This is a genomic window from Citrobacter sp. A316 (assembly GCF_002042945.1).
In the GTDB taxonomy this organism is placed as follows: domain Bacteria; phylum Pseudomonadota; class Gammaproteobacteria; order Enterobacterales; family Enterobacteriaceae; genus Citrobacter; species Citrobacter portucalensis.
Window position 1 is genome coordinate 368,189 of the sequence record NZ_MVFZ01000003.1, and the last position, 22,730, is coordinate 390,918.

At 47.9% G+C, this 22,730-nt stretch carries 23 protein-coding genes and 1 pseudogene; 11 read left to right on the plus strand and 13 right to left on the minus strand.

Going from position 1 to position 22,730, the window contains the following annotated elements; all coding sequences use genetic code 11:
• Positions 1–50 precede the first annotated feature (50 nt).
• The 5 genes from ftsI to mgrB all read right to left on the minus strand — a co-directional run bounded on the left by ftsI (position 51) and on the right by mgrB (position 3,520).
• Complete coding sequence (ftsI, locus tag BZK41_RS05860) at positions 51–1,796, minus strand: peptidoglycan glycosyltransferase FtsI (RefSeq protein ID WP_003833773.1); 1,746 nt, start codon at positions 1,794–1,796, stop codon at positions 51–53.
• 219 nt (positions 1,797–2,015) lie between these two features.
• Positions 2,016–2,225, minus strand: a complete 210-nt coding sequence (gene cspE, locus BZK41_RS05865) for a transcription antiterminator/RNA stability regulator CspE (protein ID WP_001062678.1) — start codon at positions 2,223–2,225, stop codon at positions 2,016–2,018.
• A gap of 12 nt (positions 2,226–2,237) precedes the next feature.
• The gene (locus BZK41_RS05870) at positions 2,238–2,381 is read right to left on the minus strand and encodes a DUF2627 domain-containing protein (protein WP_003034983.1); all 144 of its coding nucleotides are present in this window, start codon (positions 2,379–2,381) and stop codon (positions 2,238–2,240) included.
• A gap of 636 nt (positions 2,382–3,017) precedes the next feature.
• Positions 3,018–3,302 carry a YebO family protein gene (locus BZK41_RS05880; protein WP_048216188.1) on the minus strand — a complete coding sequence of 95 codons (285 nt, stop codon included), beginning with the start codon at positions 3,300–3,302 and terminating at the stop codon, positions 3,018–3,020.
• A 74-nt stretch (positions 3,303–3,376) separates the two neighbouring features.
• Positions 3,377–3,520 carry a PhoP/PhoQ regulator MgrB gene (gene mgrB, locus BZK41_RS05885; RefSeq protein ID WP_003034977.1) on the minus strand — a complete coding sequence of 48 codons (144 nt, stop codon included), beginning with the start codon at positions 3,518–3,520 and terminating at the stop codon, positions 3,377–3,379.
• Positions 3,521–3,684: 164 nt separating this feature from the next.
• Here mgrB and BZK41_RS05890 point away from each other — a divergent pair, with 164 nt between their 5' ends.
• Entirely contained in the window at positions 3,685–3,924 is a 240-nt protein-coding gene (locus tag BZK41_RS05890) for a YobH family protein (protein WP_003034975.1), read from the plus strand.
• Positions 3,925–4,037: 113 nt separating this feature from the next.
• Here BZK41_RS05890 and kdgR read toward each other — a convergent pair whose 3' ends face one another.
• Positions 4,038–4,829: a DNA-binding transcriptional regulator KdgR gene (gene kdgR / locus BZK41_RS05895; protein WP_003833778.1), complete on the minus strand. Its 792-nt coding sequence runs from the start codon at positions 4,827–4,829 to the stop codon at positions 4,038–4,040.
• A 174-nt stretch (positions 4,830–5,003) separates the two neighbouring features.
• On the opposite strand from kdgR, the gene BZK41_RS05900 reads away from it, so the two are divergent.
• Positions 5,004–6,377, plus strand: a complete 1,374-nt coding sequence (locus BZK41_RS05900) for an MFS transporter (RefSeq protein ID WP_079937507.1) — start codon at positions 5,004–5,006, stop codon at positions 6,375–6,377.
• Positions 6,378–6,424: 47 nt separating this feature from the next.
• Here BZK41_RS05900 and htpX read toward each other — a convergent pair whose 3' ends face one another.
• From htpX to BZK41_RS05920, 4 genes are all read right to left on the minus strand, one after another.
• The gene (gene htpX, locus BZK41_RS05905) at positions 6,425–7,306 is read right to left on the minus strand and encodes a protease HtpX (RefSeq protein ID WP_003034964.1); all 882 of its coding nucleotides are present in this window, start codon (positions 7,304–7,306) and stop codon (positions 6,425–6,427) included.
• A gap of 192 nt (positions 7,307–7,498) precedes the next feature.
• The gene (gene prc / locus BZK41_RS05910) at positions 7,499–9,547 is read right to left on the minus strand and encodes a carboxy terminal-processing peptidase (protein WP_079937508.1); all 2,049 of its coding nucleotides are present in this window, start codon (positions 9,545–9,547) and stop codon (positions 7,499–7,501) included.
• Positions 9,548–9,566: 19 nt separating this feature from the next.
• Entirely contained in the window at positions 9,567–10,253 is a 687-nt protein-coding gene (gene proQ / locus BZK41_RS05915) for an RNA chaperone ProQ (RefSeq protein WP_003833781.1), read from the minus strand.
• A 96-nt stretch (positions 10,254–10,349) separates the two neighbouring features.
• Positions 10,350–10,847 (minus strand): GAF domain-containing protein, encoded by a 498-nt coding sequence (locus BZK41_RS05920; protein ID WP_003034953.1) that lies wholly within the window; start codon positions 10,845–10,847, stop codon positions 10,350–10,352.
• Positions 10,848–10,975: 128 nt separating this feature from the next.
• On the opposite strand from BZK41_RS05920, the gene yebS reads away from it, so the two are divergent.
• The 5 genes from yebS (at position 10,976) to BZK41_RS05945 (ending at position 16,996) form a co-directional block, all read left to right on the plus strand.
• Complete coding sequence (gene yebS / locus BZK41_RS05925) at positions 10,976–12,259, plus strand: membrane integrity lipid transport subunit YebS (RefSeq protein ID WP_079937509.1); 1,284 nt, start codon at positions 10,976–10,978, stop codon at positions 12,257–12,259.
• On the plus strand, positions 12,228–14,861 hold the full coding sequence (locus BZK41_RS05930) for a PqiB family protein (RefSeq protein WP_079937510.1): 2,634 nt from the start codon (positions 12,228–12,230) through the stop codon (positions 14,859–14,861). Before yebS ends, BZK41_RS05930 begins: the two co-directional genes overlap by 32 nt.
• Positions 14,862–14,943: 82 nt before the next feature.
• The gene (gene rsmF / locus BZK41_RS05935) at positions 14,944–16,365 is read left to right on the plus strand and encodes a 16S rRNA (cytosine(1407)-C(5))-methyltransferase RsmF (RefSeq protein WP_079937511.1); all 1,422 of its coding nucleotides are present in this window, start codon (positions 14,944–14,946) and stop codon (positions 16,363–16,365) included.
• Positions 16,366–16,465: 100 nt separating this feature from the next.
• Positions 16,466–16,702, plus strand: a complete 237-nt coding sequence (locus BZK41_RS05940) for a YebV family protein (protein WP_029139506.1) — start codon at positions 16,466–16,468, stop codon at positions 16,700–16,702.
• A gap of 102 nt (positions 16,703–16,804) precedes the next feature.
• A complete protein-coding gene (locus tag BZK41_RS05945; protein ID WP_079937512.1) occupies positions 16,805–16,996 on the plus strand; it encodes a YebW family protein in 192 nt (63 codons plus the stop codon).
• Here BZK41_RS05945 and pphA read toward each other — a convergent pair whose 3' ends face one another.
• On the minus strand, positions 16,997–17,638 hold the full coding sequence (gene pphA / locus BZK41_RS05950; protein WP_079937513.1) for a protein-serine/threonine phosphatase: 642 nt from the start codon (positions 17,636–17,638) through the stop codon (positions 16,997–16,999).
• A 420-nt stretch (positions 17,639–18,058) separates the two neighbouring features.
• Positions 18,059–18,448, minus strand: a complete 390-nt coding sequence (locus BZK41_RS05955) for a S24 family peptidase (protein ID WP_079937514.1) — start codon at positions 18,446–18,448, stop codon at positions 18,059–18,061.
• A gap of 78 nt (positions 18,449–18,526) precedes the next feature.
• Between BZK41_RS05955 and BZK41_RS05960 the strand changes: the two are divergent.
• From BZK41_RS05960 to BZK41_RS05970, 3 genes and pseudogenes are all read left to right on the plus strand, one after another.
• Positions 18,527–18,769 (plus strand): annotated as a pseudogene (locus BZK41_RS05960) (DinI-like family protein).
• 242 nt (positions 18,770–19,011) lie between these two features.
• The gene (locus BZK41_RS05965; RefSeq protein WP_079937515.1) at positions 19,012–20,043 is read left to right on the plus strand and encodes an acyltransferase; all 1,032 of its coding nucleotides are present in this window, start codon (positions 19,012–19,014) and stop codon (positions 20,041–20,043) included.
• A gap of 298 nt (positions 20,044–20,341) precedes the next feature.
• Positions 20,342–20,641 (plus strand): hypothetical protein, encoded by a 300-nt coding sequence (locus tag BZK41_RS05970; RefSeq protein WP_139762576.1) that lies wholly within the window; start codon positions 20,342–20,344, stop codon positions 20,639–20,641.
• A 21-nt stretch (positions 20,642–20,662) separates the two neighbouring features.
• Here the strand turns inward: BZK41_RS05970 and BZK41_RS05975 are convergent, their stop codons facing one another.
• A complete protein-coding gene (locus BZK41_RS05975; RefSeq protein WP_172313098.1) occupies positions 20,663–21,292 on the minus strand; it encodes a hypothetical protein in 630 nt (209 codons plus the stop codon).
• A gap of 521 nt (positions 21,293–21,813) precedes the next feature.
• Here BZK41_RS05975 and BZK41_RS05980 point away from each other — a divergent pair.
• On the plus strand, positions 21,814–22,730 hold a 917-nt coding region (locus BZK41_RS05980), incomplete at its 3' end, for an acyltransferase (RefSeq protein WP_079937518.1).

Consider the following 22,730-nt stretch of genomic DNA (forward strand, 5'->3'; position numbering starts at 1 on the left):
GGTGACTTAAGGGCGCAAGTGTAACGCGAATTGCGCCCAGGGAAAATAACTTACAGCGACGGCGAGGATACGTTGCTGCCGTGCATCACCAGCAGATGATCGGAGTCGGCAGGCATGCCATCCGGTTTAACGTTCTCCAGACGCAGGACATCACCCATTATCTGGCTGAAGACAGGCGCAGAGACCGCCCCACCATAATAAGCACCGTTTTGCGGATTATTGATGACGACCACCAGCGCAAATTTCGGGTCGCTCGCTGGCGCAACGCCTGCCGTATAAGCCACGTATTTATCGACATACTTACCGTCATCACCAATTTTCTTTGCCGTTCCGGTCTTAACCGCCACGCGATAATCTCTGACCGCGGCTTTAGTTCCCCCACCACCGGGTAGCGCGACGCTTTCCATCATATGTTCAACCTGGTGAACCAGCGCTTCCGGCATCACTCTGGTACCGATTACCGGCGGGTCAATACGGGTAATCGAAAGGGGCCGATAGATACCAAAACTACCAATGGTTGCGTATACGTGCGCCAACTGCAGCGGCGTCACCATTAATCCATAACCAAATGCAAAGGTCGCGCGATCCAAATCACTCCAGTAGCGGCGTTGAGGCATTAAACCGCTACTTTCACCGGTTAATCCCAGTCCGGTTGGATCGCCAAAACCAAAGCTCTTGTAGGTATCCAGCAATTTTTGAACAGGCATAGCCAGTGAAAGGTGCGACACACCGGTATCGCTCGATTTCTGCAAAATTCCGGTCAACGACAGTTCCGGATAAAATCCGACGTCACGAATACGATGTCCATCAAGATAAAAAGGATGGGTATCAATCACGCTGTCGGGTTGTACTATCCCCTGCTGGAGTGCAGTCATGATCACCAGCGGTTTAACGGTTGAACCGGGTTCAAACGTATCGCTAATTGCACGGTTACGAAAATCATCCAGTACCGCGCCGTCACGATTATTGGGGTTGAAGTCAGGGAAGCTCGCCATGGACAGTATTTCACCGGTAGCAATGTTGACCAGCACTGCGGCTCCTGATTCTGCTTTATTCCACGTAACGGCATTGTCCAACGCATCTTCGGTGACCGTCTGCAGACGTTCATCGATGCTGAGCTGTAATTCGTGCGCAGGAACAGGCGTAACTTCGGTGATATTCTCGATGACATGTCCAAATTTGTCTTTACGTACCAGACGGGAGCCAGGTTTACCCATCAACTGGTTATTAAAGCTCTTTTCCAGTCCTTCAATGCCTTGTCCATCAATGTTGGTAAAACCAATGAGATTTGCCGCTACGTGGCCTGCGGGATAGAACCGGCGGGATTCCTCGCGCAGGTTGATGCCCGGGAGATTAAGATCATCGACCCACTCAGCCTGCTGAGGGGAAATTTGTCGTGCCAGATAAATAAAACGTCCGCCAGGATTACTGTTAACGCGTTCCGCCAGCGTACTCAGTGACAGATGCAGAGTCCTTGCCAGCGCCTGCCAGCGTTCGTTATAACCCACGCCTCCCTTGCTGATGATGGTCTTAGGATCGGCCCATACGGCGTTAACCGGAACACTTACCGCCAGCGGTCGCCCTTCTCTGTCGGTAATCATCCCGCGCGGTGAGGCAATAGTTACCTCACGTAACGAACGCATGTCTTCCTGTTTCACCAGACTCGTCGGCGTGACAATTTGCAGCCACGCAACCCGACCCAGCAGCAATCCCAGACTCAATAATATTGCCACACAAAGTAGGGCAAAACGTACGGGAGTAAAATTGCGCGCGTCGCCGTCGTTTTTCTTTTTCACCTGGTCTCCAGCAAGATAGTTTTTCAGGTGTCTGATTTAACGGGAAATGTCGTAAGAAAGCGGGGAAAACTATGCTACGAACATCACGCCTTTGCAACAAAGCGCTAATGGAAGGGCATTTAGAAATATTTAGACGTATTCTGAATTAAAAAGCCCCGCATAGGCGAGGCTTTATATCTGAGATGGTTGCGCATATGCGCTTCAAATCAGTGGTGTCGATCAGATAGCTGTTACGTTAACAGCAGCCGGACCTTTCTGGCCGTCCTGAATTTCGAACTCAACGTTCTGGCCTTCAGCCAGAGTTTTGAAGCCGTTACCCTGGATAGCGGAGAAGTGTACGAACACGTCTTTGCTGCCATCAGCCGGAGTAATGAAACCAAAACCTTTAGACTCGTTGAACCACTTAACTTGACCTTTAATCTTTGCCATTTGCAAAATTCCTTAGAGTATTTTCTTCGCCCGCAGGCATAACATAGATAAAACTGAGACATTACTGCTTGAGGCACTAATATAAGGTTCGGCAGAGAAGCGGTATTCAACGTCAACGTGTTTACTCAGGACTTCTTTACTGAAAATGCCACACATAAACAGAACTGTACCTCGTTTAACCCAAAACGTGTTATCACATACAACGTTAATAATGGCAAGCCATTTTTAAACGTGTCTCGATCGGTCGCACAAATCCCGTCACTCATCAAACAGCAACTGCACAGTTATGCGCCACACCGCGTAGTGTTATATTCCCGCCGCTCGCCCTATCCCCCGCCAGGCTTGCACCATAGCCGGGACATTTCTACCATAGCTCAATAGCTTCGGTTGTTCCAGATTAGCTGTTACCAGGTGTGCCGGATATCATTTTTTATGCTTAGTAATGCATAAAATGTCACAAGCGTAAAAATGAGATCCGCCTTCTGCTTTTGCACCAAAATAATGAAAGAATGATGACAATGCACAAAAAAAGTTAGAGAAACGTTTCGCTGTTAATAAAACGATCGTTATCACAAAAATGACATAATCATATTTTTATCGTATGGGAAATTATATTTATATCAGACCGGGGATAAGATATTAATTGGTTGGAGCATCTGAAGATACTGAGTTTACGCGCGTATCAGATTGCTAATTACACAACATGTGCAGAAGAAAATAATCTGGCACGCTGGCGACAGGATGAAACATCTGAGAACAAAAGCAATAGATCCTCACCCTGTCATACCGTTTTTACCGCTCAGCTACCAGGCGGATGATGTCATCATCTTCATCCTTCGCTGTGACCGCAGCAGGCTCTGCCGCTTTTTCAGGTTCGTTAGCTTCGCAAAGGCGACGGAGCAACGCGTTCTGTCTTTTTTGCTGGTCTAACAATGCTTCAAGCAGCTCAATCTGCTCATTAGTACGCGAACTTGCCCGATTGACGAAAAACCACAGTACAAGCCCGACAACCAGAATCACCACCGATACTGCCAAAGACGCCAAACCCAACGCGCCAGAATTCAAAACTTCGTTCATTTCACCACCTCAATGTAGACAGCGTAGTTTACCACTGCCGCACAAGAAGGTAATCAACTGTGGCAAAAATGCGCTTACCAGGGAATAAATTTATTAATGGCACAAATACCGCTGAAAAATTGTACATCCTGATCGCACATGATGTTGAACACTTGCGCCCACATCAGTATGCATACCAGCACGACAACAATCAGCACTACCCAGCGAATTTTTTTCACTCCAGCTCCACTCTTCGAATCTACATCTTATGTCTATAAATTATCATGCGTTACCTAAACCCAGCGTTAACTGTATCGGCATTCAATCTTTTTAGGAATGATTGACTTGTTTCATCCCGTGTACAGGCTAATCTAAGAATAACGAGAAAAGATAAGAGGTTGTAATGCGTCTGATAATCCGCGCTATTGTGTTGTTAGCTCTGGTTTGGATCGGTTTATTACTGAGCGGCTACGGAATTTTGATTGGAAGTAAGGAGAATGCAGCGGGTCTGGGCTTGCAATGCCAATATCTGACCGCCCGCGGAACCAGCACCGCACAATACGTCCACACAAACAGCGGTATCATTGGCCTGTCGGATTGTCCTTTGTTAAGAAAAAGTACGGTCATTATTGATAACGGTTAATGTAGCAACAATTCATTCGCTACGTTATTTGCACAACTAACTTTATGACTGTTCATAAAAAACCCCAGATACAATAATACCTGGGGTTTTTACGTTGACGCTATTACGTCAGATTAGAACGGATAGTCGTTATAGCCCATTTGTTCTGAAATCTTGCGCGCCGCCGTATGCAGCATCGCCACATACTCGTGTAAACGCTCTTCTGAGAAACGCAGAGTTGGGAATGAAATACTCAGACCCGCAATCACCACGCCGAAACGGTCAAACACCGGTACACCGATGCAGCGCAGACCTTCTTCCTGTTCTTCGTTATCTTCACCGTAGCCCTGCTCGCGTACTTTATCCAGCAGTACCAGCAGCTCATCAGTATTGGTAATAGTACGGTCGGTGCTGCGTTTGTACTCAATACCGTCCAGAATCTGCTTCACTTCATCGCGGTCACGCCATGCCAGCAGAACTTTACCGATAGCCGTGCTGTACAGCGGATTACGGCGACCTACGCGAGAATACATGCGCAAATTGTACATGGAGTCGATTTTATGGATGTAGACGATGCTGTCTTCATCCAGTGCGCCAAGGTGTACTGTCTCTTTGGTCAGGCGAGAAAGTTCGCGCATCTGAATATCAGCGCTACGGATAAGATCGACGTTTTGTAACGCGCGAGCACCCAGCTCGAATAATTTCAGGGTCAGTGAGTATTTCTCAGACTCCCCTTCTTGTGCCACATAACCCAGCGTTTTCATGGTCTGCAAAAAGCGATAAACGGTGCTTTTTGACATCATGACGCGTTGCGACAACTCGGTAATACCAATTTCGCGCTCTTCACCCAGCGCCTGCAGAATGCCAAAAACCTTTAGCACGGAAGATACAGAATCGGGTTGTTTATCCAGATCTGCGATTGCCATTTATCACCCCTTTCGAGTGTTTTATAAAAATCAGAACCGGTTTTTATTATAATTTCACGTATCAGCCCTCGCAATCGCTCTTTGCTTACTTAGTTACAAATCTGCGACCTAACGCCTGAATATCAATGCTAAAATTATTATTCTCATCATAATTTCCGACAATATTGACTTCCTATGGAAAAAACTCAGACCGATGGTCTGCCATTGCCCCAGCGATATGGCGCAATTTTAACCATTGTTATTGGCATCTCTATGGCAGTACTCGACGGCGCAATAGCGAACGTTGCCCTCCCCACTATCGCCACCGATCTTCAGGCCTCACCCGCCAGCTCAATCTGGATTGTGAACGCCTACCAAATTGCGATCGTTGTTTCGCTGTTATCGCTCTCTTTTTTAGGTGATATGTTTGGCTACCGACGCATTTATAAGTGTGGTCTGGTTGTGTTTCTGTTGGCGTCGCTGTTTTGTGCCTTGTCAGACTCGCTGCATATGCTGACGTTAGCACGCGTGGCTCAGGGGTTTGGCGGCGCGGCGCTGATGAGCGTTAATACGGCATTGATCCGACTCATTTATCCTCAGCGCCAGCTTGGCCGCGGAATGGGTATTAACTCCTTTATTGTGGCAGTCTCCTCGGCAGCGGGTCCGACTATTGCGGCAGCTATTCTTTCTATAGCCTCGTGGAAATGGCTATTTCTGATTAACGTCCCGCTGGGGATCATCGCCCTGCTTCTGGCCATGCGTTTTCTGCCGCCCAATTCTTCACGTAGCAATAAACCGCGCTTTGATCTGCCCAGCGCAGTGATGAACGCCTTAACATTCGGTTTGTTAATCACGGCACTCAGCGGGTTTGCACAGGGACAGTCGCTAAAATTGATTGGTGCTGAACTTGCGGGGCTTCTCGTGGTAGGTTTTTTCTTTATCCGCCGCCAACTCGCATTGCCAGTACCGTTATTGCCGGTTGATCTGCTACGCATTCCGCTGTTTTCACTCTCTATTTGTACCTCAATCTGTTCATTCAGCGCACAAATGCTGGCAATGGTTTCCCTGCCCTTTTTCATGCAAACGGTTCTCGGGCGCAGCGAGGTTGAAACAGGCCTGCTGCTGACACCATGGCCGCTGGCAACTATGGTGATGGCCCCACTGGCGGGATATTTGATTGAACGTGTTCATGCGGGTCTGCTGGGCGCGTTGGGCATGGCAGTGATGGCGTGTGGGCTATTTTCACTGGTGCTGCTACCCGCATCACCTTCCGATTTTAATATCATCTGGCCGATGATTCTGTGCGGTGCGGGTTTTGGCTTGTTCCAGTCACCGAATAATCACACCATCATCACCTCCGCGCCGCGTGATCGTAGCGGAGGCGCGAGCGGTATGCTCGGGACGGCGCGCCTGCTAGGCCAGAGCACCGGGGCCGCAATGGTTGCGCTGATGCTAAATCAGTTTGGCGACAGCGGAACACATATCTCGCTGATAACAGCGGGTATTCTGGCTTCGCTGGCCGCAATCGTGAGTGGCTTACGAATCACACAACCGCGAGTTCAGGCATAAAAAAAGCGCGTCTGTCGACGCGCTTTTTATTTTTAGTCTGCCACCAATTATTTCAGGTATTCACCGCTGCGCAGCGCTTCAATACGTTTGTCCAACGGCGGGTGAGTCATAAACAGTTCACTCAACGATTTGGATTTACCGTTGATGCAGAACGCCATCATGCTGGTCGCTTCCTGCGGCTCATAGCTGGTTTTCAGGCGCTGTAGCGCGGCGATCATTTTTTCACGGCCCACCAGTTTCGCTGAGCCGGCATCCGCATGGAATTCACGATGGCGTGAGAACCACATCGTAATAATGCTCGCCAGAATACCAAATACCAGCTCCAGTACAGTCGCTACCGCAAAGTAGATTAACGGGTTACCGTTGCTACCTTCTCCCTCATCGCGGTTGCCGCCCATAAACCCAGCGGCAATCTGCGCCAGAATACGCGAGATAAAGATAACGAAGGTGTTCACCACACCCTGAATTAACGTCATGGTAACCATATCGCCATTAGCAATGTGGCTGATCTCATGCGCGATAACCGCTTCGGCTTCATCCGGACTCATGTTTTGCAACAGGCCAGTACTTACAGCCACCAGCGAGGCATCCCGGCGGGCGCCGGTAGCAAACGCGTTAATATCTGGCGCATGGTAGATTGCAACCTGCGGCATAGCGATCCCGGCCTGGCGGGCCTGATTCGCGACTGTATTCATCAGCCAGCGTTCTCTTTCATTGCGAGGCTGTTCGATCACTTCCCCGCCAACGGACTTTAACGCCATCCATTTGGACATCAGCAACGAAATGAAGGAACCACCAAAACCAAACAGCAGTGCCATGATCAACAAGCCTTGAACGCTGCTTGACTGGATCCCTGTCAGGCTCAATACCAGCCCGAAAACGACCATCACAGCCAGGTTCGTCAGCAGGAAGAGCGCGATTCGCATCATAATTTTCTTTTAACCTCAATTTAACAAAACGCACTATGCGATAACCCATATCGTATGGGTCTTATAGCTATTTTCAAGCATCCATAGGTGCTAAGTCACCAGAAAGACACAACTTTACATTTTATCGTATCAGACTGACGTCTTCATGCACTTGTTAAAAAAACAGGCACAATTTCTTGTGCCTGTTTGAGGTTATTGACTGGTCGCGGGCTGTTCCGCTGGCTTTTCTTTTTCAAGATGCGCCAGATCGAGCGCGATTTTTACCGTTTCATCCAGGTATGGATCTGGCTCCTGGTAATCCTTCGGTAGATCGTCCAGTTTCTTCAGCGGCGGTTTGCCTTCACGCTTAAATCGATCGTTAATGCGCGCCAGACGCATTGCGTCATCTTCGTTATTCTCTTTTTCACGCTGAGCGTAATTCAGAGAAGCGATGTTGCGCTTATCTTTCATCGCATTGAAACGCGCAATGTCCTTCATGATGTACTGGAACTCGGGATCGTTCGCAATACGTGCACTGTGCTCTTTCAGCAATTCAGGTCCAAACGGCGTCAGATTATCTGACTTGGTGTAGGTCGCAGCATCAATGCTGTCCCACGGCAGCGCGTTATCTTCAAACTTCTCGCCGGTTTCAGTTTCTTCATTACCTGTCGGCATGATGATATCTGGCGTAACGCCCTTACGCTGCGTGCTGCCACCGTTTACGCGGTAGAATTTCTGGATCGTATACTGAACAGAACCCAGCGCTGGCCATTCCGGACGCAGCATCTGATCGTAAATACGGTTCAGGGAGCGATACTGCTGGACGGTGCCTTTGCCGAAGGTTGGTTCACCAACGATCAGCGCACGGCCATAATCCTGCATTGCCGCAGCGAAAATCTCTGATGCTGAGGCGCTGAAGCGATCGACCAATACCACCAGTGGGCCTTTGTAGTACACAACGCCGTCGGTATCGCTGTCTTCACGCACTTTACCGTTATTGTCACGAACCTGAACCACCGGGCCGGAAGGAATGAACAGACCGGAAAGCGAAACCGCTTCAGTCAGTGCTCCACCACCGTTGGTACGCAGATCGATGATAATACTGCTGACATTTTGTTTTTCCAGTTTCTGCAACTGGACTTTGACATCATCAGTCAGGCCTACATAGAAGCCAGGAATATCCAGTACGCCAACTTTTTCTTTGCCAACGGTTTTCACGGACATTTTCACGGCGCGGTCTTCAAGACGAATACGTTCACGCGTTAGCGTCACGGTGCGCGTCTTGGTACCTTTACCGGCTGGCAGAATTTCAAGGCGTACCTTGCTGCCTTTTGGTCCTTTGATCAGCGCCACAACATCATCCAGACGCCAGCCAATCACATCGACCATGCCCTTGCCCGTCTGCCCGACGCCGACAATACGATCGCCAACGCTGATCGCCTTGCTCTTGGCTGCCGGACCACCTGCCACCATGGAGTTAATGACGGTGTAGTCATCATCCATTTGCAGAACCGCGCCAATACCTTCCAGAGACAAGCTCATTTCAGTATTGAACTGCTCGGTATTGCGAGGAGAGAGATAGTTAGTATGCGGGTCGATTTCACGGGCGAACGCGGTCATCGCCAGTGAGAACACATCTTCGCTGTTGGTCTGCGCCAGACGGCGAATCGCAAATTTGTAGCGGCGCGTCAGCGTTTCACGAATTTCCGCATCGGTTTTACCGGTCAGCTTCAGACTGAGTTCGTCAAATTTAACCTTGCCATCCCACAGCGCGTTAAGCTCTGCTTCGGTTTTCGGCCACGGCGCTTTGCTTCGGTCGAGGTTAAAGGTGTCGGTACCGGTGAAATCCATTGGACGTGCCAGTACGCTTAATGCGTACTGATAACGTTCAAATCGGCGTTTTTGCGCCAGATTATAGAGATCGTAAAAGACATCCAGCTTGCCGGTGCGCAGTTCATCGCCGAGGACCGTTTTCTTTTTTGCATACTGTTCGATATCGCTCGCCAACAGCACGTTGTGGCTGTAGTCGAGCAAATTCAAATAGCGGTCAAAAATTTTTGCCGAAAACGCCTGATCCAGATCGAACTGGCGATAGTGTGATCGCGTAAAACGCGACGTCACACGTTCGCTTACCGTCGCATGCTGGGTTTCTTCCTTTAAAACGGGGATTTGATCGGCACGCGTGATGTCTTCCACAGCAAGTGCCTGGCCTGCTAATGCAAGCAGACCAGCTAACGCAGTAAGCCTAAAAAAAGTGTTCATGCCAGGCCTGGCCTCCGTTTCAGAACACCAGGTGTTCTGCGCGTACAATCAAAGACATACCCGAATTCAGCTGTACACGGACGCCATCTTTGGTGATTTCTAATACGGTGGCATCCATCGCATTATTTCCTGCTTTCACCTTCAGAGACTGCCCTACCGTCAGTACTGAAATATCAGATACCGGGGTATGCTGTTCTTCGCGAGGAGCACGCGGTGCTTTTGCTGCTGGTTTTTCAGCGCGAGGTTTACGCTCAGCACCTTCTTTCCGACGCGGTGCAGGACGCGGCTTACGCTCGCGACGCGGTGCGTCTTCTTTTTCACCGGCAGCAGCGGCCGCTTCGCGTTTTTTCGCCTGTTGCTCTGCGCGTTGCGCCTGAACACGGGCTTTAGCTTCTTCCAGCTGTTTGCGAGCATGTTCAACATGTTGTTCATCCAGCTCACCACAAGGATTGCCGTCGAGATCAACACGCGTTGCGCCCAATTTAACGCCATACAGATAGCGCCAGCTTGAAGTATAGAGACGTAAGGCAGAACGGAGCTGAGTCTTGCTGAGGTTCATTTCGCCCTCAACACGCTCTACCAGATCCTGAAAAATGCCAATTTTCAGTGGGCGCGCTTCGCCTTCCGCACTAAAACACTGCGGGAAGCGTTCGGCCAGAAACGCGATGACTTCTTTACTGCTATTCAACTTAGGTTGATTTTCCATGAAATTTCCTGATTACAACGGACGTAGCCAACAAGCGCAGGCATGAACAGGCGACATTATAATGACGTCATCAGTAATTGCTACGTTATCCGTTGATTATCCTGCGACGTGCGCAAAGAATTTTTTGTAATCCGTCGTTGCAAGCACGGTTTCAAGCTGTGCCACCAGCGTACGCAGACCTTGTTCGTCCTCTTCAGTGAAGCGGCCAAACGCCGTGCTATCGATATCCAGCACGCCGATTATCTGATTTTCGACGGTGATTGGCAGAACGATTTCAGCGTTGCTGGCGGCGTCACAAGCGATGTGTCCATCAAAAGCATGTACGTCCTCAATACGCTGAACCTGGTTCTGCGCCACTGCAGTACCGCACACACCGCGCCCTACCGGGATCCGCACACAGGCAATTTTGCCCTGGAAGGGACCAAGCACCAGCGTATCGTCCTCAAGCAGGTAAAAACCGGCCCAGTTCACTTCTGCAAGACGCTCGTACAACAATGCGCTGGTATTCGCCAGCGTTGCCAGAAAACTGGTTTCACCTGCCATCAATGCCTGAAAATCACGGTTCAGATCCGTGTATAGCTCTATTTTGTTCATTATATAATCACTTAGTTGTCTTACTTAAAACTGCAGCCTACTAAAATAAACATTAAATGCGTTAATGCTCAAGATCATTCCCGTCATGAGTTAAGATAACATTACTTCAACAATTTGATTCGCGATACATGGCCTTAACGACACCACGCATCACGCCAACTAAAAAAATAGCCATCAGGTCCATCGGTGAGGCACTACCTCGTGCGCATTATCATCGCTGCCCTGAATGTGACCTGATATTTAGCTTGCCTAAAATGCGTTCGCACCAAAGTGCCTTTTGCCCACGCTGCCAGGCAAAAATTCGTGACGGACGCGACTGGTCGTTAACGCGACTGGCGGCAATGGCTTTCACCATGTTGCTGCTGATGCCCTTTGCCTGGGGAGAACCACTCCTGCACATCTATTTATTAGGCGTGCGCATTGATGCCAATGTGATGCAAGGCATCTGGCAAATGACCCGACAAGGTGACCCACTCACCGCCTCCTTCGTGCTTTTTTGCGTCGCCGGCGCGCCGCTAATTCTGGTGACCTCAATTGCTTATCTGTGGTTTGGCAATATTCTCGGGATGAACCTGCGTCCGGTGCTGCTGATGCTGGAAAGGCTCAAAGAGTGGGTGATGCTCGATATTTACCTTGTGGGTATCGGCGTCGCATCAATCAAGGTTCAGGACTATGCTTTTTTGCAGCCAGGCGTGGGGCTGTTTGCTTTTATTGCGCTAGTGATCCTCAGTATTTTGACACTGTCTCATCTTAACGTTGAGCAACTTTGGGACCGTTTCTACCCACAAAGACCGGCTCGTCGGCCCGATGAAAAGCTCCGTGCCTGCCTTGGCTGCCATTTTACAGGTTATCCGGACGCCCGGGGTCGCTGTCCGCGTTGCCATATCCCGTTGCGCTGGCGCAGAAATCAAAGTATCCAAAAGTGTTGGGCGGCTCTGCTGGCCTCGATTGTCCTGCTTTTGCCTGCTAACCTGCTGCCCATCTCGATAATTTATGTCAACGGTGGTCGGCAGGAAGACACAATCCTGTCAGGCATAATGTCTTTGGCAAACAGTAATGTCGGCGTAGCGGCGATCGTTTTTATCGCCAGTATACTGGTGCCATTTACCAAAGTGATTGTGATGTTTACGTTGCTAATCAGTATCCACTTTAAATGTGAACAAGGGTTGCGCACCCGTATAAAACTACTGCGTATGGTGACCTGGATTGGCCGCTGGTCGATGCTGGATCTCTTTGTTATCGCGTTAACCATGTCGCTGATAAATCGCGATCAGATACTTGCTTTTACTATGGGACCGGCTGCGTTTTATTTCGGCGCAGCGGTAATATTGACTATTCTTGCTGTGGAATGGCTGGACAGCCGCTTACTTTGGGATGCACATGAGTCAGGAAACGCCCGCTTCGCAGACTGAAGCGCAGATTAAAACAAAACGCCGTATCTCCCCGTTCTGGCTACTGCCGTTCATCGCGCTGATGATCGCAGGATGGCTTATCTGGGGAAGCTATGAAGATCGCGGCAATACCGTGACCATTGACTTTATGTCTGCGGACGGCATTGTGCCAGGCCGGACTCCCATTCGCTATCAGGGCGTTGAAGTGGGCACGGTGCAGGATATCAACCTCAGCAAAGATCTACGCAAAATTGAAGTTCGCGTCAGCATCAAATCGAGCATGAAAGATGCTCTGCGCAAAGATACCCAGTTCTGGCTGGTGACGCCAAAGGCGTCGCTGGCTGGAGTTTCTGGTCTGGATGCGTTGGTTGGTGGCAACTATATCGGCATGATGCCCGGTACTGGCGAGGCCGAGGATCATTTCGTCGCCCTCGACACTCAGCCCAAGTATCGCCTGGATAATGGCGATTTAATGCTGCATCTACGGGCCCCAGATCTCGGATCGCTTAATAGCGGTTCGCTGGTTTATTTCCGTAAGATTCCGGTGGGCCGGGTCTATGACTACACCATTAACCCAAATAACCAGGGTGTAACCATCGACGTGCTGATCGAACGCCGTTTTACCAATCTGGTGAAAAAAGGCAGCCGCTTCTGGAACGTCTCCGGTGTGGATGCGGATGTCAGCCTTAGCGGCGCGAAGGTAAAACTGGAGAGTCTGGCGGCGCTGGTCAACGGCGCCATTGCTTTTGATTCACCCGAAGACTCAAAACCCGCTGCGGCAGACGACACGTTTGGTCTATATCAGGATCTCGCGCACAGCCAACGTGGAGTGATCGTCAAGCTTGATTTACCCAGCGGAGATGGACTCAAAGCAGGCTCAACATCGCTGATGTATCAAGGATTAGAAGTCGGTCAGCTCACAAAACTGGATTTAAACCCAGGCGGTAAAGTCACCGGCGAAATGACGGTCGATCCCAGCGTTGTAACGCTGCTGCGTGATAACACACGAATTGAATTACACAGCCCTAAATTATCGTTAAGCAATGCGAATCTCAGTTCGCTGCTGACAGGTAAAACTTTCGAGCTGGTACCTGGCGAAGGCGAGCCGCGTAACCAGTTTGTCGTTATTCCCGCTGAGAAGTCGTTGTTACACGATCCAGGCGTCATGACGTTTACGCTGACCGCGCCGGAGAGTTACGGTATTGATGCTGGCCAGCCGCTGATTCTCCACGGCGTACAGGTCGGTCAGGTGATTGAGCGTACGCTTTCCAGCAAAGGCGTCTCATTTATCGTTGCTGTCGAACCACAGCATCGTGACCTGGTGCAAGGTGACAGTAAGTTCGTGGTTAACAGCCGCGTGGATGTCAAAGTCGGACTTGATGGCGTGGAGTTCCTTGGCGCCAGCGCCAGTGAGTGGCTCAGCGGCGGCATTCGTATTTTGCCCGGTACCAAGGGTGAAATGAAAAAAAGCTACCCGCTTTACGCTAACCTGGAAAAAGCAATTGAAAACAGTCTGAGCGATCTGCCAACCACCACGGTCAGCCTGAGCGCCGAAACGCTGCCTGATGTGCAGGCCGGCTCGGTAGTTCTATACCGCAAATTCGAGGTCGGTGAAGTGATTAGCGTTCGTCCTCGCGCCGATGCGTTTGATATCGATCTGCATATCAAACCGGAATATCGCAACCTGTTGACCAGCAACAGCGTGTTCTGGGCCGAAGGCGGAGCAAAAGTTCAGCTTAACGGCAGCGGATTAACCGTACAGGCATCTCCCCTTTCACGTGCGCTCAAAGGGGCGATCAGCTTCGATAATTTAAGCGGCGCCAGCGCCAGCCAACGTAAAGGCGACAAGCGTATTCTTTATGCTTCGGAAACCGCCGCGCGTGCGGTAGGCGGCCAGATAACTCTGCATGCGTTCGATGCCGGTAAACTCGCTGCCGGTATGCCGATTCGCTACCTGGGAATAGATATCGGCCAGATCCAGACGCTTGAGCTCATCACCGCCCGTAACGAAGTTCAGGCAAAAGCGGTTCTGTACCCGGAATACGTGCAGACCTTTGCCCGAAGCGGTACGCGCTTCTCCGTGATCACCCCGCAAATTTCGGCAGCGGGCGTGGAGCATCTGGATACAATCCTGCAGCCGTATATCAACGTTGAACCAGGACGCGGCAATCCGCGCCGTGATTTTGAGCTACAGGAAGCCACCATTACCGACTCTCGTTACCTCGATGGTCTGAGTATTGTGGTAGAAGCACCGGAAGCAGGTTCGCTGAATATCGGTACGCCGATCCTGTTCAGAGGCATTGAAGTGGGGACCGTCACCGGGCTGACGCTGGGCTCACTTTCCGATCGCGTGATGGTTGCCATGCGCATTAGCCAGCGCTATCAGCATCTGGTGCGCAACAACTCCGTGTTCTGGCTGGCATCCGGCTACAATCTCGACTTCGGTTTGACCGGCGGTGTCGTGAAGACTGGTACCTTCAACCAGTTCATTCGCGGCGGCATCGCCTTCGCGACTCCACCGGGTACGCCGCTGGCTCCTAAAGCACAGGCAGGTAAACACTTCCTGTTGCTGGAAAGCGAACCGAAAGAGTGGCGTGAATGGGGCACCGCCCTGCCACGTTAATGTATCCACTGCTCCGGCGCGAGTACGTACGCCGGAGCAGTTATGCTACACTGCGCACCTGTTTTTTTGCCGGTGGTACCAAGTGGCTTATTTTCCCGACGCCTTTCTGACCCAAATGCGTGAAGCAATGCCTTCCACGCTCTCATTCGATGAATTTCTCGCTGCCTGTCAGCGCCCGTTGCGCCGCAGCATTCGCGTCAATACGCTGAAAATCTCCGTTGCCGATTTCCTCGCGCTGACTGCACCTTACAACTGGTCTCTCACTCCAGTTCCCTGGTGCGCTGAAGGTTTCTGGATCGAACGCGATGATGAAGAGTCAGTGCCGCTCGGCAGCACAGCAGAACATTTAAGCGGCCTGTTTTATATTCAGGAAGCCAGCTCAATGCTGCCTGTCGCCGCGCTGTTCGCCGAAGGCAATACCCCGGAACGCGTAATGGATGTCGCGGCAGCCCCCGGATCCAAAACCACGCAAATTGCCGCAAAAATGAATAATCGAGGCGCGATTCTGGCGAATGAGTTTTCTGCCAGTCGCGTCAAAGTCCTGCATGCCAATATCAGCCGTTGCGGGATAGCTAACGTCGCCCTGACCCATTTTGACGGACGAGTATTTGGTGCCGCGTTACCGGAATCATTTGATGCCATATTGCTCGATGCACCGTGTTCCGGTGAAGGCGTGGTGCGTAAAGACCCCGATGCGCTAAAAAACTGGTCCGTAGAAAGTAATCTGGAAATTGCCGCGACCCAGCGCGAACTGCTCGACAGCGCCTTCCACGCCCTGCGTCCCGGTGGCACATTGGTTTACTCGACCTGTACGCTTAATCGTGACGAAAATGAAAATATCATGCAGTGGTTGATTGAAACCTACCCGGACGCCGTCGAGTTTTTACCTTTGGGCGATTTATTCCCAGAGGCCGAGCGCGCCCTGACGCAGGAAGGATTCCTGCATGTGTTCCCGCAGATCTACGATTGCGAAGGTTTCTTCGTTGCACGTTTGCGCAAAACAGCTGCAATCCCTGCACTACCCACGCCGACATATAAAGTCGGTAACTTCCCGTTTAGCCCGCTTAAAGGACGTGAATCCGCGCTTGTCACGCAAGCCGCGAGAGCTTGTGGACTGCAGTGGGAAGATAATTTACGCCTGTGGCAGCGCGATAAAGAGATCTGGCTGTTCCCGACTGAAATTGAACCTCTGATTGGCAAGGTTCGCTTTTCCCGACTCGGGGTCAAACTGGCTGAAACCCACAATAAAGGGTATCGCTGGCAGCATGAGGCCATTATCGCCCTCGCCGCTCCGAACCACAGCCATGCATTCGAACTGACCCTTGCCGAAGCAGAAGAATGGTATCGCGGTAGAGATGTTTATCCGCAAACCGTACCGACGAGTGACGACGTACTGGTTACATTCCAGCATCAGCCGATCGGCCTGGCAAAACGTATTGGATCGCGACTGAAGAATAGCTACCCACGCGATCTTGTCCGGGATGGCAAACTCTTTACGGGATAACGCACGTTTTTACTGGCGCTTTTGCTAACGTTGACTACGCTGAAAAATGGACGACTTAACTGGTCGTACCACAACCAGCAGATAAACGGAGAGCACGATGATGAAAACCAGTGTGCGCATTGGCGCTTTTGAAATCGACGACGCCGAGTTACATGGCGAATCGCCGGGGGACCGAACGTTAACCATTCCGTGTAAATCCGACCCGGATTTATGTATGCAACTGGATGCCTGGGATGCCGATACCAGTGTCCCGGCCCTGTTGAACGGAGAACATTCAGTACTATTTCGCGAACACTACGATCGTAAGTCAGATGCCTGGATCATGCGCCTTGCATGATTCAAAAAGAACCCGTCGCCAGACGGGTTATTTCTTGGTTAATTTCCCTCATCTATCAACATCTTCTACACTACAGGTATGGCTTTACCATTTGAGGATGGAATGTTCACGCTGGTTCTTTTTGTGTGCTATCTGGATGGCGGTTGTGAAGATATCGTGGTTGATGTCTACAAAACTGAGCAGCAGTGCCTGATATCGATGGACGATCAACGTATTCGTAACGGTGGATGTTTACCTGCGGATGACTACCTTGACAGTTTCTGGCATCCGGCCCAAGAATACAGCGATTTTTGATTATTGCAGTTGTGCCAGCGTTAACTCGCCGCCAAATACAGCACCGGTATCAATATAGTGCAGATTCTCGCGATCCAGCCGATGGCGCAACGGCGTGTGGCCAAACCAGAAGTGATCCGCGCCGCGAATCCTACAACCGTTGTTGATTAGCCTCGAGCGGTCCCACAGCACCCGCTGTAAATCGATCTCTTTTAGCCACTGATAATCATCATCCGGATAATCGGCATGAGCAATAACGTGTATGCCGTTCTGACAATGCAGCTCCAGAATCCAGGGTAATTGCCAACACTCTTCAAGAGCAAACTTCGCTGCCGGTTGCTCCGCCTGCTCGAACCACGAGCCACCATTCATATACCACATGAATTGATCCCCCGTCACCAGCGCGTCCAGCGCCATCTGTTCATGATTCCCCCTGACCGCGACAATCCATCGTTTACGCAATAATTTCAGGCAACGCAAACTGTCTGGTCCTCGGTCGATAACATCCCCCACTGAAACCAGCAGATCCTGCCAGGGATCAAAACGGTACTGGCGCAGTTTAGCCATCAGCATCGAGAAGCAACCGTGGATATCCCCAACCACCCAAACGTGGCGCCACTGCGTACCGTTGATTCGTTGATAGATATTTCCAGGTCGTCCCATGTCGCCTCCAGAGTACAAGGGTACCTGGTTATAATTTTAGCAATGATGGTAAAAAAGCCTGGACGATTGTGGGCAGGAGTATGGTATGGTTTACGGAGAATGCAGCATGCGATACGCCGTGTTTTGCCCTGGATGGCATCGCATTCGCCACATAAAAAGAGACCGAATACGATCCCTGTTTACAATGTAAAACGTAATCCTCCATTAAACTCAAACAGTTACAACCAAAACCCACTAAAAAACACCTCCCAATACTTACTATTGCACCTGTTCAAGATCAATTAGTTACCATTGAATTCGTGATGTCGTCGGGAAATTTTCGGGATCGAAACAGCGGCATAGAAAATTATACGGCACACCGTGTGCGCGTACCGTTGGGATCGTGAAAAGTAGAGACCTGGACTAATCAGGCCAATATGATTACATCACGGGGCAGTCATCGAACTCCGCGTTTCTGGCATCATTAATGATGTATGTGATCACCCCAAATATAGCGGGTGCAGAACAGTAACCGTAATCATCTACTGGCAGTGCTTCCCTTCTCCCGTTCTCCAGATTTATCAGGTAGGGTTGAGGGTAAATTTGATATCGCTTGATACTGAACTGCCCGTCTATTGCACATATCAGCAGCGAGCCATCACAGGCTGAAATCGACGCATCCACAACAAGCAGCGCCCCCTGGGGTATTCCCTCCCTGAAATGTGAACGCGATGCCCGCATGAAATAAGTCACGGTGGGCTGGCTGATTAGTTGCTGATCGAGGGAGATTCGTGTTTCAACATACTCTGCCGCAGGTGAAGGAAAACCCATGTTTACGCCCTCTCTTGAATACCGGATAAAAACACAGCATAAATACTGTGCATTCACCCAGTAAAGAGTCGATGAGCAATGTTTGTAGAACTCTTTTATGACAAATGGAATTTGATGCTCTGCCTAGTGAAAAAGATAGCATTCCGGGCGAATTGAGTAAGAGAGTTCACCGGATTTTCTCCGACTCCAATGCTCGGGTTAAACCGATGATGACACTGCCAGCCATCAACATTGACGCCAGTAAGCATGAGAAAGAACAGATTAACCCGTACTGTTCAGGAAATGTTTGAAGAGTATGACATGTGGTTGGTTTCAGATTAAGCGCTTTGAACTACCATAATGCTTAAGTACCATGAGGCGTTGCTAGCAATAATTAAATGCTCGTTAGGTATGACTATCACCAGCGGTACATCTCTATGCTGTTGCAAAGCTTTGTGTACTGCGTTTTTATCTCAATGCGATTCTCCATTCACGATTGGATGTCTTTCCCTTCATATAAAATGGTGATACGATGCCAGCCGAAAATTCCTTACATTAAGAATAGTTAATCAAACGGATAAACGATGAGAAATGTTTCGGCGGACTTGCTGCGGATCATATGCTGCATGCTTGTTATTGGAATACACTCCACTCCTAACTACGCTTTGATGGTTGAAACTAACCAATCATCAATGATTATTTATCAATCAATGGTTCTAAAGGCTATCGTTGCTATTGGATTACCTATATTTTTTATGATGAGTGGGTATTTCCTTCTTAATAAACCATCTAATAGTTTACTTGTTGACTATCGCAAAAGGTTTGTAACACTTTTGGTCCCATTTTTTATCTATGCATTCATTAATTATTATTTCTTGCATAAAGAAACGTTTTACAGTGAAGGGGTTTCAGGATTTTTCAGGCTGCTGTGTGAGTCTCAAATAGCAATTGCAACACATCTATGGTTTGTGTATGTACTTCTTGGAATTTATATAGTATCACCAGCATTGAAAGTAATAACAAATGCAATACCAAAAGAAAAATCCATTTACGCAATAATTATAATTGCATTGATTTGTTCATGGCCTCAGTATGAGTACCAACTTCCAAAAATATTTACTTGGTATAAATCAGTAATACCTCTACCTAGAATTGACCTTTGGGTTGGATATTTCGTTATTGGTGGGTTATTAGCAAAGGCAGAGATAAGAAGGCCTCTAGCGTTAAAATTGTTCTATTGTTCCGTTGCTATTCAAATACTTTTCACTTGGTTAAGTGTAAATAAATATGGGTTTGACACAAAACCATTTGATTTCAGTTTAAGTATGTTCTTTGTTGCATGCATGCTGACTATAGTCGTGACTGGAATAAAAATACAAAGCGAATCCTTGCTGGGTAGGTTGATACTTTGGATAGCTCCATATACCTATGGCATATACCTCATTCATATGTTGGTTTTAATATGGATTACGGCTTACTTTTCAGTTCCAACGGTCACCGAGTGGGTAACAATAAAGGCACTTGTCTACATACCGGTAGTTTTTATACTCTCTCTTGCTTTAGCGTTCATTTTAGATAATATTATTGTTAATAGAATTGTTAACGCGCTAAAGTAATATAGATTAACATGCGCCTCCAGATGATTGGTAGCGCATGTCGATGGCATTATCACAACCGCTCGACGGGCTATTATGGCATAGATAGGTCTTTAACTTTGCAACCTCTGGTGGTACCTTGCTTCACTCTGATACAGACAGTCAAGATGGTTATTTATAATGATTAATAAATTTAAGGCAAAAGAAAAGAAAGAGATGTTATTAGATTTATCAATCATTAAAAACAAAGCTATTGCATTTCAAGAATCGCAGAAGAAAAAAATATTGTGTAACTGAGTCTAGAGAATTTATTAAGACGTTGCCTGAACTCTTTTGTGAATACGCGGAACTTGGCAAAAACATTGATTTAGGTTACGGAATGGAGTCATCTTCTTATAAAACCGTGTGGATTTCAGATTTATTAGATGATGGTTCTTTTAATTTCAATTATCTTTTAGAGAGCGAAGAAGTTATAACATTTTCTTGTGAAATGATGTGTACTAAAGATAAAGATGATTTTTTAGTTAAGATTGTTAACTGCGATTATCATCACATTGACAATGAAAGTGATCTTGTAATTATTTTTCAGGATATTATAAACCTCTCAGAATTGAAATAAGGCCCTCTCGGGCCTTACCTTTTACCTACCTACGAATACTTCGCTGCTTCCGAACAAATCACTAGATTCAACATCAATGTTCCAGTAAGAGGTTGGCGCAGTCCCAGGCCATGTAATTGTAAAAAGAACATACAACCCGCCAGCAGCTGATGTTGCTGCATTTGGATCTGCGTAAGCCCCATCTGAATCATATATTGATTCAATAGGCTGGTTTGTACCATTCGCCCCCGCAGCCTTATACACCTTTGTCGCCCTCTTTTTTAGAGCTGCTGTTATCGTTGGCCTTGCCGCACTGTCAAGAGTTGACGCGATGATCTTGCACTGAAAGTTATAGTTACCCGATGCAGTTTTAATGATTAACGCTTCAATATAATCCCCAGAAGAGTTAGATATTTTCAAACAAGCATGTCCGGAATTAAAACTGTATGGCGCTATGTCGTTCAGCGAGGCTACTGAAGTATTTGTTGGCATCAGCGCCTGCGGTGCCTTCATGTAAAAAGAACTCAGTGCAACAGCAGGAGGAACGGTCGACTGTCCGTATGGGGATGGCATTTTCAGTGACTGAACTGACAAGATTCTCTTTTCTTCTTTCCAGTTGTACTTCTGAATAGAGTAACCGATCGGGATTGGTTGAATAGTAACGCCATTCACGTATCCATCCGTTGCGGTACCTGCATCCTGTGTATTAAAAGTGGTGATCGTATGCCACCCCTTTCCCATGATCCTGCCAATGAATTTACGTTCTGCTTTCTAAGAAGGGAATTCTCCAGGCAGATCATTGTAGCCGGTAGTTCCTTGCGCTTGAGTCTGCATACCAAACTGGCCCCTTAAAGAGTTTCCTGATCAGTTTATGTGTATATCGCGGTCGCAGGCTGTTGCACTCATAAAAGAGCTTCAAAAGCTATCGACTATATGAATGCGGGGACAGAACGCCGATCAGGAGATTTAATCCAGTAACCAATGAAAAATTGCTCTATACCATCTTTGCTGCAAAATAGACAAATGACAGTAATGTTTCATCCTATTGGACCAAATATACTTGTGAAATTATACTTACACTGCTTCTGATTACTGGTAGTAATGATTTCTGTGAAAGCACTTTTAGTAATAAACAAATAGACATTATATATATTTTTTAGTATATTACCGATTAATTTTATATGAAAAAAAACATGAACAATAAGCAGTCAAGCAGTCAAGCAGTCAAGCAGTCAAGCAGTCAAGCAGTCAAGCAGTCAAGCATCAAGGAGTCAGGGTGTCAAGTCAGAATAAAATCTATTGACTACTTAAGAGGCATAATGGCTTTAGCTGTAGTCATATACCATTTTACCTTATGGACAACAAACTCAATGGATTCCGGGACTATACTTGGTAAGCTCGGTATTTATGCTGTGTCTATATTTTTTATCATAAGTGGAATGTCTATGTATTTGGCATATAGAGATTTCACATGGAACAAAAAAGGAATTTTAATATTCATTGCGAAAAGATATCTCCGTCTGTTTCCTGCTTTTTTTGTGGCTTGTATGACGGTAGTTATAGGAGCGAAGATTTTAGGAGCAGAGCACTCCTTTTCTTTTAAAACAATATTATTAAATATAACATTACTTTTTGGTGTTTTTTCACCATCTGAATATATAACTGTTGGCGGCTGGTCTATCGGATGTGAAGTTGTTTTTTATTTATTACTTCCATTTATATTAGCGTTTAAAAGAAAAGGAATCTTGATAGCATTGCTAGGATCTGCAATAGTGTTTTTATATTTCTCTTTTATAAAAATGACCCCAAATTCAAACTTAGAAAGCCAATGGAAAACATACATCTCACCACTTGATCAATTTCTATTTTTCACTATGGGTATAGCAATTGCCTTTTACAGAACAAAATTAAATTTAACTTTAAAGAAATCACTACTTACATTATTTGTTTCATGCTTCGCGTTTTACATATATCCTTCCACAGGAGATCTAATTGAGATTATAACTGGATATAATCGCTTGATACTGACAATTATTTGTGGAATACTTTGCTTTGCAGTAATAAACATCAATATATCTTTCAAATATGAAAATATTCTTAAGTTCTTTGG

What these genes read in the sequence shown, in the direction of transcription:
- cspE (WP_001062678.1), bottom strand. Translation starts at nt 2,225, where the DNA reads ATGGCAAAGATTAAAGGTCAAGTTAAGTGGTTCAACGAGTCTAAAGGT.
- BZK41_RS05870 (WP_003034983.1), bottom strand. Translation starts at nt 2,381, where the DNA reads ATGTGTGGCATTTTCAGTAAAGAAGTCCTGAGTAAACACGTTGACGTT.
- BZK41_RS05880 (WP_048216188.1), bottom strand. Translation starts at nt 3,302, where the DNA reads ATGAACGAAGTTTTGAATTCTGGCGCGTTGGGTTTGGCGTCTTTGGCA.
- BZK41_RS05890 (WP_003034975.1), top strand. Translation starts at nt 3,685, where the DNA reads ATGCGTCTGATAATCCGCGCTATTGTGTTGTTAGCTCTGGTTTGGATC.
- kdgR (WP_003833778.1), bottom strand. Translation starts at nt 4,829, where the DNA reads ATGGCAATCGCAGATCTGGATAAACAACCCGATTCTGTATCTTCCGTG.
- BZK41_RS05900 (WP_079937507.1), top strand. Translation starts at nt 5,004, where the DNA reads ATGGAAAAAACTCAGACCGATGGTCTGCCATTGCCCCAGCGATATGGC.
- htpX (WP_003034964.1), bottom strand. Translation starts at nt 7,306, where the DNA reads ATGATGCGAATCGCGCTCTTCCTGCTGACGAACCTGGCTGTGATGGTC.
- prc (WP_079937508.1), bottom strand. Translation starts at nt 9,547, where the DNA reads ATGAACACTTTTTTTAGGCTTACTGCGTTAGCTGGTCTGCTTGCATTA.
- proQ (WP_003833781.1), bottom strand. Translation starts at nt 10,253, where the DNA reads ATGGAAAATCAACCTAAGTTGAATAGCAGTAAAGAAGTCATCGCGTTT.
- BZK41_RS05920 (WP_003034953.1), bottom strand. Translation starts at nt 10,847, where the DNA reads ATGAACAAAATAGAGCTATACACGGATCTGAACCGTGATTTTCAGGCA.
- yebS (WP_079937509.1), top strand. Translation starts at nt 10,976, where the DNA reads ATGGCCTTAACGACACCACGCATCACGCCAACTAAAAAAATAGCCATC.
- BZK41_RS05930 (WP_079937510.1), top strand. Translation starts at nt 12,228, where the DNA reads ATGAGTCAGGAAACGCCCGCTTCGCAGACTGAAGCGCAGATTAAAACA.
- BZK41_RS05940 (WP_029139506.1), top strand. Translation starts at nt 16,466, where the DNA reads ATGAAAACCAGTGTGCGCATTGGCGCTTTTGAAATCGACGACGCCGAG.
- BZK41_RS05945 (WP_079937512.1), top strand. Translation starts at nt 16,805, where the DNA reads ATGTTCACGCTGGTTCTTTTTGTGTGCTATCTGGATGGCGGTTGTGAA.
- pphA (WP_079937513.1), bottom strand. Translation starts at nt 17,638, where the DNA reads ATGGGACGACCTGGAAATATCTATCAACGAATCAACGGTACGCAGTGG.
- BZK41_RS05955 (WP_079937514.1), bottom strand. Translation starts at nt 18,448, where the DNA reads ATGGGTTTTCCTTCACCTGCGGCAGAGTATGTTGAAACACGAATCTCC.
- BZK41_RS05965 (WP_079937515.1), top strand. Translation starts at nt 19,012, where the DNA reads ATGAGAAATGTTTCGGCGGACTTGCTGCGGATCATATGCTGCATGCTT.